The sequence below is a fragment of the Cytophagia bacterium CHB2 genome (assembly GCA_030263535.1).
Classification (GTDB): domain Bacteria; phylum Zhuqueibacterota; class Zhuqueibacteria; order Zhuqueibacterales; family Zhuqueibacteraceae; genus Coneutiohabitans.
The window spans coordinates 1-13,857 of record SZPB01000154.1 but is presented as its reverse complement, the minus strand read 5'-3'; the positions used below and the strand labels follow the sequence as shown (position 1 = coordinate 13,857).

Genomic DNA, 13,857 nt, shown 5'->3' with positions numbered 1-13,857 from the left:
TCTTGCGCCCTCGCGCCGGAAGCCATGAGCAATGACAACGCAATGATCCCGGCGGCGAAAAATGGTTTGGCGTATCGCATAAGGCTTGCTCCTATGAGGTGGTTGTTGGACATATTGCGTGATTTGTTTCGGCAAACATGAAGGTGACGTTGTTCTGCCCACTTGCTTATTTCGCGGGCGGCGCGACCGTGAAGCCCAATTGCAGCGCTGCCGCCATGCCGTCGGACTCGACCCATTCCGCCACAAATTTGCCGTTTTTAACGTGCATGATGTTGATGCCGGTCACTTGCACGTTTTTCCCTTTGGCTTCGGGCAAACCCACGCCGGAGTGCGTGCCCGACCATTGCCAGCGGCCGACAACTTTGTCACTCGTGGCAATAATCTCCGTCAGGGTTACCTTAAAGTTCGGATAAGTGGCGCGCAGATTCGTGATCGCGCGTTTGAGCGAATCCCGGCTGGTGGCAGAGTAAGGATTTCCCGAGTTGGTATGCCGGACAAAGCCGGGCGCAACCAGGGCGTCCAGGGCATTCACCTCGCCCGTGTTCCAGACCTGGGCATAAGCCTCAAGCATCGGACTCAGCTTTGCGGCGGCGTCTGTTTGCGACCGGCCGGTTGTGGCAAACGCAAACATGATCACCGCACTCGCCAGCAGAGTTGTGGTCAATCGGTTCATTTTTGTTCTCCTTTCATAGAACTTTTGACACTACTGAGGTTTGTACTGCAACTACCATTGGGGTTTGATAAAGTTGGTAGAAGTTGCAACTTGATCGAATCGGCTAAACGCCATTGATCCATTTGTCAAAACTTTCGTTCGCCGCGCCGGCGGGATATTCCCAATCCGGCTTTAAGCGCATTCCGCCCGGTTCCCGCCAAATGAAATCTACTGCCGCACTAACTTCGTCCGCTTCGATAACATAAAGCAGATAAAGCCGCGCCCCGGGCAACCTCTGTTCGCGAATCTCGCTCGTAATGCTTTGTGCCAGCAAAGCTGCCTGAATCGTTTCGGCTTGCTGTAAATGATAAGTAGCCCACACAATGCCGACCGAACCTTTCAGATAGTCCGCCTCTTCGTATGCCACCGTCACTTCGATTCTCGCGCCGTAGGGAATGGAGGGCGGCGCGGCTGTACTAATCTGATTCCAATGGAGTGTCATGCCATTTACCAATTTTATCTCGCCTTCGTCGAGATAAAGTCCGTTCACCGTGCTTGTGATTTTTGGCATGCTCCCGTCCACTGGAAATCGTGGCCGATCGTTGGCCAGCTTGAATTCTAAAGAACTGTCCGCGCCGGCCAGCAACGGGCGGCGCAGAGGTCGATTTTCACGGGTTAAGATAAGAAAAATAGGGTGGGGAAAGCTTGTACGTATCGCGCAGAAGCTTGTCTAAATCGCGCATGCAAGGGGGGAGAATGACAAATCGCGGAAAAACGAGCTTTGAAAGGCTGGAAATGTGTGAAGCAATGCGTGACGAGCGCGAGCATTCACAATTTTAGACCGGCAAAAGCAAATAACGAGAATCTCAAGCCAGGCGCAAAGCGCATCTGTGAGTGAATGCTGCTATTTAATGATGTGACAGAAGGCGCGAGTAAAACACTCGGGCAGCGGCAGGCTCAGTCAGCGGCTTTCATGGCCAATCAACCCGCAACCAAGCCTGAATTCGGCAACGTAGCCTGAGTTGGGGTCGAATAATTTCACTCCGGCGAAATTTTGTGAGTTTTGATACTCAAAAGCGGTGATCTATTATTTTCTCGCGCCGGGCGCGGCCGAACCTCATGAAAACTGAATGCCGAAATTCATGAGGTTGTGATTATCCTGTCATCGCAACCGGCTTGTCAGGCTCATTCATCAAATCTTGGCGCAATGATTCTCCTGCACATTCCACTCATTCTCGTCGTCATTGTGATTGGCGTTGGCCTGACGGTGGCCATTTTGCGCCGGCGCCACTTGCGCGCCCTGGCCCGGCATGCAGGCGAATTGGCGCTCAGCGAAGCCAATCTGCTCGCGCTGATTGAGAATTCGCAAGATATTATTTGGTCGATCGACAAGAACTACACGTTAATCACCTTCAATTCCACCTTTCACAAGAAATACTTGCATGCTTTTGGCGCGGAAATTTACCGCGGCATGAATATACTCAGCGGAGTGCCGGATGATTTGGCGCAAAGTTGGCGCGCCTTCTACGATCGCGCGCTGGCCGGCGAGCATTTTTCCACGGAACAGCATTACGATTATCCGGAGCAATCGAACGACTTCGAAATCTCCTTCAACCCGATTATCGGCAACAACAGCGAGATCACCGGCGTGTCCATGTTCGGACGCGACATCACGGAGCGCAAGCGCAGCAAACAAGCCTTGATCGAAAGCGAGGAGCGCTATCGCAGCCTGGTGGATTTTTCTCCGGAAACGGTGCTGGTCCACAGCGAGGGAAAGATCGTTTACATCAACGACGCTGGCGCGCATTTGTTCGGCGAAGCGGACACCCGGGCGCTCATCGGGCGCATGATTTTGGATTGCGTGCATCCCGACTATCGCCGCATCGTGCAAGCGCGCATCTTACGAACATATGAACTGGGCCAGGCCGCCAAGTGGATTGAAGAAAAGATGATTCGCCGCGACGGCCGCGCCATTGATGTCGAAGTTGTGGCGGCGCCGATTTCCTATCAAGGCAATCCGGCTTCGCAAGTACTCATTCGCGACATTACCGAACGCAAGCGCGCCGAGGCGCTGTTAACCGGGCAGAAGCATGTTTTGGAATTGATCGCGCGCGGCAAACCGCTCATCGAAGTGCTGGAAGAGTTGGCGCGTTTTGTTGAACGGCAGATGCGTGAAGCGCGTTGCGTGATCATGTTGCGCGATTTCGCCAATTGGCGTTTGCATCCCATCGCTGCGCCCAATTTGCCGGAACCCTGGCGCCAGGCGCTTGCCGGCATGCCGCTTCGGCCAAACGCCGGCGCGAGCGGCGCGGCCGCATTTCATAAGAAGCAAATCATCTCGCCGAATATTACACTGGATGCCGTGTGGGAACTGGCGCGGCCGCATCTTCCTTCTCCCGCCGGCAGTATTCCCGCATTGCGCAGTTGCTGGTCCACGCCGATTCTGGCCGCGGACGGCGATGTGTTGGGTACGTTGGACTTGTACTTTGCCGCGCCGCGTCCGCCGGATAGCGCCGATCTTGAGATCATCGAGATTTCGACGCAACTTGCCGAAATCGCCATTGAGCGCGTCACCGCCGAGGAACAATTGCGCCAGGCCAAAGAGGAAGCGGAGATTGCCAGCCGCGCCAAGAGCCAGTTCGTCGCCAACATGAGCCACGAGATTCGCACGCCGATGAACGGCATTTTGGGCATGACGGAACTGGCGCTCGAAACCAATCTGACCGCAGAGCAGCGCGAATATCTGCACCTGGTCAAAGATTCCGGCGAAGCGCTGATGGTGTTGTTGAACGATATTTTGGATTTCTCGAAGATCGAAGCGGGCAAACTCGAACTTGAGCCGATCACATTTCAGCTGCGCGAGACTTTGGGCGATGTGCTTGCGCCGTTGGGGTTGCGCGCGCATCAAAAAGGCCTGGAATTGGTTTGCCACATTCTGCCGGAGGCGCCTGATGTGCTGATCGGTGATCCAGGCCGGCTGCGGCAAATCATTGTTAATCTCGTCGGCAATGCCATCAAATTTACGGAAGAGGGGGAGATCGTCATTACCGTTAAAGCGGAACACGGCACGCCGCACGATCAGCGTTTGCATTTCACGGTGACGGATACGGGCATCGGCATTCCGGCTGACAAGCATCATCTCATCTTCGAAGCGTTCACGCAAGGCGACAGCACGACGACGCGGCAATTCGGCGGCACCGGCCTGGGCCTGGCCATTTGCAAGCAACTGGTCGAGATGATGGGCGGGCACATCTGGGTGGAAAGTGAAGCCGGGCAAGGCAGCGCATTTCATTTCATCGCGCGTTTCGGTATTCCCGAAAATATCCAGGCCATGCCATTTACCCCGCCGCCGGAATTGATCGGCCAGGCGATTTTGATTATCGATGATAATGCGACGAGCCGCGGCATACTCAGCGAAACCCTTGCCGGCTGGGGCCTGAAGCCCGCGGCAGTGGCGTCGAGTCAGGCTGCGCTCAACCTCAGCCGCCAGCAATCATTCGATTTGGCTTTGGTTGATGCGGCCCTCGCGGACAGCGACGGCTTCCGTCTCGCATTTCATCTGAAAGAGAACGGGGTGGAGGCTATTGTCATGATGCTTTCACGCGTGCGCCTGCATGCGGATGCCGCGCGGTGCCGCGAAATGGGTATTCGCACCTATCTCACCAAACCTGTGAAACTGACGGATCTGGCAGAAGCGCTGCTGACGGCCAGCCGCCATTTGGCCGGACACGCTCACAAACACCGGCAAACCGGTTCGTTCTTGCTGAAAGAATTCAACGGACTGCACATCTTGATTGCCGAAGACAATGTCATCAACCAACGCCTGGCCACGCGTTTGCTGGAAAAATGCGGGCACACCGTCACTGTTGTGGGCAACGGCCGCGCGGCCATTGCTGCTTTTCAAGAACATGTCTTTGATTTGATTTTGATGGATATCCAAATGCCTGACATGAGCGGTTTCGCGGCGATTACCGCGATCCGGGAACTCGAGCAGGAGAAAGGCACACGCACACCGGTCATCGCCGTCACCGCTTATGCCATGAAAGGCGACCGCGAGCGCTGTCTGGCCGCCGGCGTTGATGCCTATCTTTCCAAACCGCTGCACGTGCGGGAATTGATGGAAGTAATTGCCCGGCTCACCTCGCCGATGGAATTGACGTCCGAACCATTGCTGCCTTCGACAAGCTCAGGCAGCGACCGCGCGGCAAGCTCAGGCAGCGACCGCGCGGCAAGCTCAGGCAGCGACCGCGCGGCAAGCTCGGCAGCGACCGCGCGGCAAGCTCGGCAGCGAACGCGTGACAAGCTCGGCAGCGACCGCGCGGCAAGCTCGGCAGAGACCGCGTGACAAGCTCGGCAGAGACCGCGTGACAAGCTCAAACAGCAAGTCGGTGACGTTTCGGCCTGTCGTAGACTCAATCCCAAGATATAAAGCAGTTGTTGCCCTTCTCAATTGGGAATTCCCTGCCGTACTTCCTCCAGCGTGTCTTCCAGCCGATTGAGAATTTCGTGAATCAATTCATAAGGAATGTTGAGCGCCGGCTCAAAGCGCACGGTTTCCGAGTTGCTCATCGTGCCCGCCACCAGCACGCCCTTGCGAAACAGGCGTGACACCACTTGCCAGCCCAATTCGGCATTTTTGAATTGCATGCCGAGCAGTAAGCCTTTGCCGCGCGCCGCGACGATGACGTCGCTGAAGCGCCGTTGCAGGTTTTGCATTTCAGCCAGCATGTAAGCGCCTTTGCGCGCGGCCTGGCCGGGTAAATCTTCTTCGATCGTCACTTGAATCATCGCAATGCCGGCGGCGCAGGCGAGCGGATTGCCGCCGGTCGTCGAGGAATGCACTTGCGGATCTTTTTCAAACACCGACCAAATTTCCGGCGTTGAGACGAATGCGGCCAGCGGCATGACGCCGCCGCCCAGCGCCTTGCCCAGGCACATGATGTCCGGCACGACGTTCCAATGTTCGACGGCAAACATTTTTCCGGTGCGGCCGAGTCCGGTTTGCACTTCGTCGGCAATCAACAACACGCCGTAATCACTGCAAATCTTACGCACCTTCGGCCAGTAATCCTCCGGCGGCACGATGGCGCCGGCCTCGCCCTGAATCGGTTCGAGCACAACCGCCGCCATTTTCCAACCGACTTTCTCCGCCTTCTGCAATTCGAATTCCAGATCCTCCGCATCGCCGAATTCGACGAACGTGACATCCGGCAGCAGCGGCTCAAATGCCTTGCGGTAACGCAATTTTCCCATCAAACTCAACGAGCCTAAAGATTTGCCGTGAAATGCGCCCAGCGAACTCACGAACCCGTGACTGTGCGTGTACGCGCGCGACAATTTGATCGCGCCCTCGACGGCATCGGTACCGTTGTTGATGAGAAAACTGTATTGCAGCCGGCCGGGCGTAATCTGCGCCAGCAGCTTGCTCAATGCGCCGCGCAGCGGATCGAGCAATTCCTGGCTCGACAGCGGATTGCGCTGCAATTGCGCTTGCACGGCTTGCACGATTTTCGGATGGCGAATGCCGGCATTGTACAGCCCATAGCCGCCGAGACAATCGATGTATTCGCGGCCAAGATTGTCGCAGAATTTCGAGGCTTGCCCCATCCATTCTAAGCAGGCATAGTCGCCGGCAGCGGAAACGGATTTACGCGCATTGCCCCATTGCAAATTCACAAACTCAACATGATTGCGCAGCGTCTCTTCGATCATCGTACGATGCTGGCGTTGATCGAGCATTGTGCCCGAGATGATGTCCAGCCATTTCCGGCATTCTTGCAACACTTCGTTATATTTTTGATCCACCGGTGCCGGCTTTTGCGCTTTGGCCTCCGGCAGGTTTTTTTTCTCATCGAGCGGCGGCAATGGTGGCAGCGGTTGCGGTAAACGGGCATTCGGAACTGTGGTTGTTGGTGTATATGTTGGAATCATGATATCATCTCCAGAGTTGAGGACGCGGTGTTTCAATTAAAAATCGTGTTCGTTCACATTACCGCCCGGACGGTTCAAATGAAAATAAGACAGCTCTGCTTCCCTCGCTTTTGCGAACAGTAAGCGGCTCCGGCTTTCATCATTTTCGAAGATAATAATCCCGTAGGGGCGATTAACCCTTCGTGGAAAAATCAAAGAATGTAGAAAGGTTAGGCGTACTCAACCAAAACGGAGGATTTCACGATAGAAAAATTTCTCATCGTAAAACATACGGAGTAGAATGGAGGAGACGGATTGCAGCAGCCACGTGCCGATGGGCTGGCCTTCCGAATTGCGCAAGCTGTACTTGCTGGTGAGATTGTAGAGAATGCCGATTTTGCGCTTCATAGTTTTGGCCTTTCCATTGGTTTGGTGCGGCTTGGTCTTTTTGCGCAACGGCAACATAGGCATAAAAAGGCTATTTCACAAGCGCCAAAATGGCTTTTTCGAGTACCGCAATGCCTTCTGTTAATTGTTCATCAGTTATGCACAACGGCATCAATGTTCGAATGATATTGCTATGTGTACCGGCGTTCAACGAGATAAGTCCTTGCTGATAAGCGTGTTGCTGCACAAGCTTCGCCGCATCCTGGCTGGGCTGCTTCGATTGGCGATCGCTAACCAGCTCGATGGCGTTCATCGCGCCCAAGCCGCGCACGTCACCGATGAACGGACTTTTTTCGGCAATCTTATGAAATTGCTGGCGGGTAAACTCGCCGATGGCGAGCGCACGCTGCATGAAATTGCCTGTGATCATTTCGTCGATCGTCGCCAGCGCGGCTTGACATGACACCGGATTGCCGCCAAACGTGCCGCCGAGACCGCCTTCATGCGGCTTGTCCATCAATTCCGCGCGGCCGGTAACTGCGCTCAAGGGCATGCCCGAGGCCAGCGATTTCGCGCTCACAATGATATCCGGCTCGACGCCCGCCCATTCGATGGCAAAAAATTTTCCCGTGCGGCAGAAACCGGTTTGCACTTCATCATCGATAAAAATGAAGCCGTGCTCGCGGCAAATGTTTGCGAGGGTTTGCAGCGCCGCTGCCGGTGCGGGAACGAAACCGCCTTCGCCCAACACCGGCTCGATGATCAACGCCGCGATTTGATCCGGCGCAACGTGCGCGGCAAACAACTCAGCGAAAATGTTGCGATACTCGCGTTCCCAATCAATCTTCTCATGATCGGCATGCGGCCAGCGATATTCATAAGGATAAGGCAAACGATAAACCTCGGCCGCCAGCGCGCCAAAGCCGAATTTATAAGGCTTGACTTTGCTGGTGAGCGACATGCCCAAAAACGTGCGGCCATGAAACGCATGCTCGAAAGCAATCACGCCGCTGCGCCCGGTGGCATAACGCGCGATTTTGACGGCATTCTCCACCGCCTCGACGCCGCTGTTGATCAACACCGTTTTTTTGGCAAAATTTCCGGGTGTGATTTGATTGAGTTTTTCCGCCAGAGCGATGTAAGCCTCGTAAGGCAACACATGAAAACAGGTGTGCGTAAATTTTTGTGCTTGATTGACGATCGCCTCCGTGACGCGCGGATTGGCATGCCCGAGATTCATCGCGCCGATGCCGCCGGCAAAATCGATGAAGGTGTTGCCGTCAACGTCCGTGACCAGCGCGCCGTTGGCGCTCTCAACAAAGATGGGTGTCGAATTAAAAGGCCCGCGCGGCACCGCGGCTTTGCGGCGTTGCATCAGCGCCCGGCTTTTGGGTCCGGGGATTTCAGTTTTGAGATGGATGGAGGGCATAGAGATTCCGGAGTTGATCAAATAGCTCTACTATATATTGACTTTGTGCGAAAGCGCGATAATTGTTGATAATGTTCCTGCAACAGCTTGGCCGTTGCCCAAAATTGAAGAGTTGCCGCGACCACAAATCACCGCCCATCGCCCTGTCATCCCGGCGGGGATCTTGTGAAGCATTCGACGTCGTGCTTAAAACTTCACAGGTTCCTTTCTGGATGACATTTCGATGGGGAGCTTCCACAAATTCAGGATGACAGAGTATTGGGCTTGTTCCGGCAAAGATAAATTATGCCCACCTCGAAGTCAAGAGAGCTCCACTGTTTAGAGGGTGCAGGCACGTGCCAAGTTTTTGCTTGACAAAGGGTATGTGTCATGGTATATTGCGCTCAATCAAGAAATAATGACACCTTTCGCACTGCTCGTTGTGAGGGCGCGGCGCGATTCAGTAAATGCCCTATCTCCTACCTAAAAAGTCCTGACCGGCGAACGACGCGGGCTTGCAGATGAGCATGATTTAGGATATCGTAACGCTCACGCGATCCTGCGCGAAGATGAGTAGCTATGAGTTGGAGAGCTTTTGGCAACTCGACCGCGTCATTTCGGCCACGCGAAATGTTCATAGGTAGCAAAGAGCGATCGTTCATCATTGGCTATGCGCGCAAATCTCGACAAAAATTCCTTCACCGCCCCCACTCCTGTGCTTTTGCCTGATCCGGCTGCTGCCTCGAGCGAAGCCAGTCATGTGAAGGATTATAAGGCAGTGGCGCACGCGCAAAAAAACAACGCTCATACTAACCGGGTTCTCGAGCGCGCCGACAATCTCGAACTGCGGCAGCCCCGCCAAAACGGCAACGAAGAAGAAGCCACCATCTTTCCTTATATCCCGCGTAAACGGCAGGAACGCAGCGGCCTGCTCATCGATTATCTCTATTTGCCGGCCGCGCAAGAAGCCGGCGATCAAGTCGATTTTCTTATCCTGGGTGAAAACCGCGTCGGCGTGTTGCTGGCGGATATGAGCGGCAAAGCGCCGGATGAAAGCACGCCTGTACTCAAAACCGTGTTGCGTTCGAATAGCACGGGCCTGTCAGCCGCGGCAACATTGCGCTATCTCGATCAATGCCTCTCCGAGTCCTGCACCTCTGATTTTCGCTTGACCGCCTTCTATGCGATTTTCGATCAGAACAAACGCTTGCTGCATTTTGCCAGCGCCGGCCATTTGCCCATGCTCGTCTATCGGCCCTCGCTGGGGCAAATTTTCTTGTTGAACACCTCGGGCGCGCCGTTGGGACGCATGTCTGTGACCGATGAACCGGCCAGCAACCGTTTCGCGCCGAATTTGAGCACGATTGAAAGCGAAAAAGTCGCGTTGCATCAAAACGATTTGCTGGTGCTGTACAGCGACGGCGTACTCTCCGCGCGCAATGCCGCAGGCGAATATTTCGGGCGGCAGCGTTTAGTCGATTTCATCATGCAGCACGGCGAGCTTTCGCCCACCGAGTTTCTCATGGAGTTGCGCAATTTATTGCAGCAGTTTACCGGCGGACAGATTACGCATGACGACATTACCGTGATTACGTTGAAAAACGTTTTGCGCAACCTGGACAAGCCCCACAGTGAAGCCGTGGCCTGCGAGCTGGCCGACAAGTTTATGACCACGGGCCAGGAGCAAGCTATTCTTAGCGTACTGCGTGAAAATCCCCAGGCCGGCGTCGACGAGATCATCGAACATCTTGACGAAGATATTTTTTATGCGCTCACGCGTGAACGCATCGAGCAATATCTCAATCAAAATGGCCGTTGGCTGCAACCCTGGCCTACGCGCAACGGCAAGACCGACAAAGCGCCAGCAAAGTCGGGCAACGGCGTCGCGCCGGTGGTGCCGGTCGAAGCAGAGTCGCAGAAATTTCAAGAGGATTTGCTCGCTGCTTTTCCGCTGCGCAAATTGCTGCATAAACGCTATTCGTGCAACGGCGCCACCCCGGAATTTGCGCAAGCGCTGCAGCATTACCATGACGGCGATTACGGGCGGGCGTTGCACGTGATGGCCCCGCTGCAATCTTCGATTAAGAACTCCGCCACCATGCATTGCTTCTTCGGCAATTTGCATTTGCTGTCCGGCAAAAAGGCGCCGGCGCAACAGGAATATCTGGCCGCGCTCAACCTCGATCAGCGCTGCGCGCATGCCTGGCTGGCGCTGAGTTATGTCGCGCTTGCGGATGAAGATTATAGCATGGCGATCGAATATCTGGCCACCGCCTTGCGCCTCGACGGCAACCTTGCAGATTTTCAAACCTTCCTCCAAAAACTCATCAGCGCCGTGGAACGCCGCGAAAATCGCGTCGAATGGCTGCTGTAAATGAGTATCCCCACCGTTCATGAAATGGTCATTCAAACTCGGCACCATCCTCGGCATTGAAATCAAGGTTCATGCGATTTTTTTGATGCTGTTGGGTTTTGTGGGCTGGTCGAATGCCTCGGCCGGCGGCCCGGCGGCGGGCTTGGCCGCGGTTATTTTTTTTCTGACCATTTTCTTTTTTGTATTATTGCATGAATTGGGGCATAGCATCGCCGCGCGACGCTACGGCGTGGTGGTGCGCGATATTGTGTTGTTGCCCATCGGCGGCGTTGCGCGCATGGAAAGCCTGCCGCAGAATCCCCGCCAGGAACTCGTCATTGCGTTTGCCGGGCCGGCCGTGAATTTTGTCGCCGTCATCGTGCTGTATTTCTTCATGCGCGCGATGAACTGGCCGGTTGATCACTTGAGCTTCGACCTCAGCGGCAAAGATTTTTGGAACGGCATGCTCAGTTTGAATGCGTTCATGGGCCTGTTCAATCTCATTCCGGCGTTTCCCATGGACGGCGGCCGCGTGCTGCGTGCGTTGCTGGCGATGCGTTATCCTTATGCGCAAGCGACGCGCTACGCCAGCAGCGTCGGTCAAATCTTCGCGGTGTTGTTCAGCCTGGCCGGCATCTTTTTTTTGAATAATTGGTGGCTCGTGATTATCGCGGTGTTCATCTTCACCGGCGCGGGCAGCGAAGAAAGCGTCGTGCGGTTGCGCGCCGCCATCGAAGGCGTGCCGGTCGGGCGGGTGATGTCAACGCGCTTGTACACGCTTTCACCGGTCGATCCCTTGCGCAAGGCGTTGGAGCATTCTTATCAAGGCTGCCAGGATGATTTTCCGGTATTGGAGGAGGATCGCCTCATTGGAATCCTGCCGAAAAGCAAAGTGATGTCCGCGATCTATCAGCGCGGGGTCGAAGCGCCGGTGCGGGATTTCATGGAAACCCGTTTCACCGCCGTGCGGCCGCTTGCCAGTCTGGCTAGAGTTTATGAGGAAATGTTGGAGAAAAAATTGGAATCCGTGCCGGTGGTGGAGGGCAGCCAAATTTTGGGGATGTTGACGCTGGAAAATATCGGACGTTACTTTATGGTGGCGTCTTCGTTGGAAAAAAATCAACGGTCGAAATAGCGATATTCGTGTCCTGTTTTGCGTGATCATTCCGCAAGGCGCGCCAGCATTCTCGCAACACCTTCCTGAAAGATTGCCGGATCCGTCAGCAAACTCACCACCAGAAACCCCTCCTTTTCAAAATCAAAAAAATATCCCGGATGTATCAGAACATTATCCTGCTCCAACAAATTCACAGTGAAATTTTCTTCTGCAAACGGCTTGGAAATTGCCAAGACGGCGCACCAACCGCCCTCGCGTTTCAAAATATCCACAAATGGCAGTTTGCTGGCTTGCGCATGCAGAAAGGCCTCATTTGTTGCTATTCGCGCCTGTATTTGCTGTTGCATCGCCTGCCGCAGCGCCAGCAATTTTGCCGCAGCATGTTGAATTGGCGCGCCGACAGAAAGATAAGTGTCGCTGATGAAATCGAGCCTTTCTTGCGCCTCTTCGCGCAGCGCCTGCGGCCCGCTTACGTGAATCCAGGCGAGTTTCATTTGCGGCAAGCCCAGCGTCTTTGAGAGCCCGCTCAGCACAAACGTCAGCGCGGCGGTATTGCCAACCGCAGTGGCAACATGCTGCGCTTCATGGCCACAACCATAATCGGAAAAGACTTCATCGAAAATTAAAGCGAGATCATGATCCTGGCAAAGGCTGTTCAATGCCGCAAGCTCATCGTGATTGATGAAAGAACCCGTGGGATTGTTGGGGTTGACGATGATGAGGGCGCGCGTTTTCGTGCTGATGCTCGCTGCCAATGTTTCGAGGTCGATGCGCCAGCCCTGCGCGGCATGATAGCGCAGGGGATAATGAATCAGTTGCACGGATTCCAGCGCGGTGAGGAAATCGAACAACGGATAGCTCGGTTGCGGCGCCAATACTTCGTCCCCGGGATTGGCGAGTAATTTGAACAAATACGCATAGCCTTCGCTGGTGCTGGCGGTGAGATGAAGCGCGTCGGGCGTCACGCGCCGGCCGAGTGAATTATAATAACCAGCAACGGCCTGGCGCGCGTCAAGCAGCCCGCGCGGCGAGGGTTCGTAACGCAGGGCTTCCGGTGCGGCAAGTGCGGCCAGAATTTCTTTCTCATCATATTCGAAGTTTGCCTGCGTGGGATTCGATTCGGTGAGATCAAGTATCTCGACGCCGGCCGCGCGTTTGCTTTCCAGCAGACGAGACAACCAGTTGGTGTGGAGACTCCATGTAAAACGAGACGAGAACATCTTCACAGAATTTTCCCTTGCGGTTTTCAAATACAACAGCCAAATTGCATCACTTTATGTGACACCTGATTCAGGAATTTTTGTATTTCACCAGTGAGGGAGACTATGCTGACTCGACTTCGAACAAACGCGTTATTCCTTTGTGTGGCAACCCTGCTCGTGATTGCCGGCTGCGCCGGATCACGCATGAAAATCGGCGAGCTTACGGCGAATTCCGGCAAATATAACGAGAAGCCGGTCACCGTAAAAGGAAAAGTTACCTCAACGTTCGGGATTCCGATCATCGGGCAAAGCCTGGTAAAAATTGCGGACGACACCGGCGAAATTTGGGTCAAGCCTTACAATCGGGTGCCGTTTGAAGGCCAGGAAATCACCGTGCGCGGCAAGCTCAAAATCGGCATCACGCTCGCGAACCACAATTTTGGCGTGATGGTTTACGAAGACGCGCCCAAGAAATAAAACGCTTTTCTACGAAGGCTATCTTGCGGACTCACGCATGACTTCTCCCATTCAAGTAATCGGCGTGCCGATGGATTTGGGCCAAGCGCGGCGCGGCGTGGACATGGGGCCGAGCGCGTTGCGCTATGCGGGTTTGTATGATCATTTGCACAGGCTCGGGCATGAGATCGAAGACGAAGGCAACGTGCAAGTCGTCGATCGCGCAATTTTGCCGAAAGAAGGCGGCATCACCTATCTTCCCACCGTCATCAAAACCTGCGAGAAGATTTACCACCTCGGGCACGATGCGATTCTCGCCGGTAAAATTCCATTATTCCTGGGAGGCGATCACTCGATTGCGGTCGGCACCAT

At 54.7% G+C, this 13,857-nt stretch carries 10 protein-coding genes; 5 read left to right on the top strand and 5 right to left on the bottom strand.

From position 1 onward, the window contains the following. Window positions 1-166: 166 nt before the first annotated feature. Together FBQ85_15520 and FBQ85_15515 are read right to left on the bottom strand one after the other, a co-directional pair. Entirely contained in the window at window positions 167-673 is a 507-nt protein-coding gene (locus FBQ85_15520) for an ester cyclase (GenBank protein MDL1876557.1), read from the bottom strand. A gap of 103 nt (window positions 674-776) precedes the next feature. Beyond that, entirely contained in the window at window positions 777-1,223 is a 447-nt protein-coding gene (locus FBQ85_15515) for a hypothetical protein (GenBank protein ID MDL1876556.1), read from the bottom strand. A 636-nt stretch (window positions 1,224-1,859) separates the two neighbouring features. Here FBQ85_15515 and FBQ85_15510 point away from each other — a divergent pair. Next, window positions 1,860-4,997 (top strand): response regulator, encoded by a 3,138-nt coding sequence (locus FBQ85_15510; GenBank protein ID MDL1876555.1) that lies wholly within the window; start codon window positions 1,860-1,862, stop codon window positions 4,995-4,997. 101 nt (window positions 4,998-5,098) lie between these two features. Here the strand turns inward: FBQ85_15510 and FBQ85_15505 are convergent, their stop codons facing one another. Together FBQ85_15505 and gabT are read right to left on the bottom strand one after the other, a co-directional pair. Beyond that, window positions 5,099-6,457: an aminotransferase class III-fold pyridoxal phosphate-dependent enzyme gene (locus FBQ85_15505; GenBank protein MDL1876554.1), complete on the bottom strand. Its 1,359-nt coding sequence runs from the start codon at window positions 6,455-6,457 to the stop codon at window positions 5,099-5,101. A gap of 583 nt (window positions 6,458-7,040) precedes the next feature. Next, on the bottom strand, window positions 7,041-8,378 hold the full coding sequence (gene gabT, locus FBQ85_15500; GenBank protein ID MDL1876553.1) for a 4-aminobutyrate--2-oxoglutarate transaminase: 1,338 nt from the start codon (window positions 8,376-8,378) through the stop codon (window positions 7,041-7,043). A 649-nt stretch (window positions 8,379-9,027) separates the two neighbouring features. Here gabT and FBQ85_15495 point away from each other — a divergent pair. Further along, a complete protein-coding gene (locus FBQ85_15495) occupies window positions 9,028-10,731 on the top strand; it encodes a hypothetical protein (protein MDL1876552.1) in 1,704 nt (567 codons plus the stop codon). 19 nt (window positions 10,732-10,750) lie between these two features. Beyond that, complete coding sequence (locus FBQ85_15490) at window positions 10,751-11,845, top strand: site-2 protease family protein (GenBank protein MDL1876551.1); 1,095 nt, start codon at window positions 10,751-10,753, stop codon at window positions 11,843-11,845. 26 nt (window positions 11,846-11,871) lie between these two features. On the opposite strand, the gene FBQ85_15485 is transcribed toward FBQ85_15490, so the two are convergent. Next, the gene (locus FBQ85_15485; GenBank protein ID MDL1876550.1) at window positions 11,872-13,053 is read right to left on the bottom strand and encodes a pyridoxal phosphate-dependent aminotransferase; all 1,182 of its coding nucleotides are present in this window, start codon (window positions 13,051-13,053) and stop codon (window positions 11,872-11,874) included. Between the two features lie 99 nt (window positions 13,054-13,152). On the opposite strand from FBQ85_15485, the gene FBQ85_15480 reads away from it, so the two are divergent. Together FBQ85_15480 and FBQ85_15475 are read left to right on the top strand one after the other, a co-directional pair. Continuing rightward, the gene (locus FBQ85_15480) at window positions 13,153-13,506 is read left to right on the top strand and encodes a hypothetical protein (protein ID MDL1876549.1); all 354 of its coding nucleotides are present in this window, start codon (window positions 13,153-13,155) and stop codon (window positions 13,504-13,506) included. A gap of 37 nt (window positions 13,507-13,543) precedes the next feature. Beyond that, the coding region (locus FBQ85_15475) for an arginase (protein ID MDL1876548.1) at window positions 13,544-13,857 on the top strand (314 nt) is incomplete at its 3' end.

What these genes read in the sequence shown, in the direction of transcription:
- FBQ85_15495 (MDL1876552.1), top strand. Translation starts at nt 9,028, where the DNA reads ATGCGCGCAAATCTCGACAAAAATTCCTTCACCGCCCCCACTCCTGTG.
- FBQ85_15520 (MDL1876557.1), bottom strand. Translation starts at nt 673, where the DNA reads ATGAACCGATTGACCACAACTCTGCTGGCGAGTGCGGTGATCATGTTT.
- FBQ85_15515 (MDL1876556.1), bottom strand. Translation starts at nt 1,223, where the DNA reads ATGCCAAAAATCACAAGCACGGTGAACGGACTTTATCTCGACGAAGGC.
- FBQ85_15490 (MDL1876551.1), top strand. Translation starts at nt 10,751, where the DNA reads ATGAAATGGTCATTCAAACTCGGCACCATCCTCGGCATTGAAATCAAG.
- FBQ85_15480 (MDL1876549.1), top strand. Translation starts at nt 13,153, where the DNA reads ATGCTGACTCGACTTCGAACAAACGCGTTATTCCTTTGTGTGGCAACC.
- FBQ85_15510 (MDL1876555.1), top strand. Translation starts at nt 1,860, where the DNA reads ATGATTCTCCTGCACATTCCACTCATTCTCGTCGTCATTGTGATTGGC.
- gabT (MDL1876553.1), bottom strand. Translation starts at nt 8,378, where the DNA reads ATGCCCTCCATCCATCTCAAAACTGAAATCCCCGGACCCAAAAGCCGG.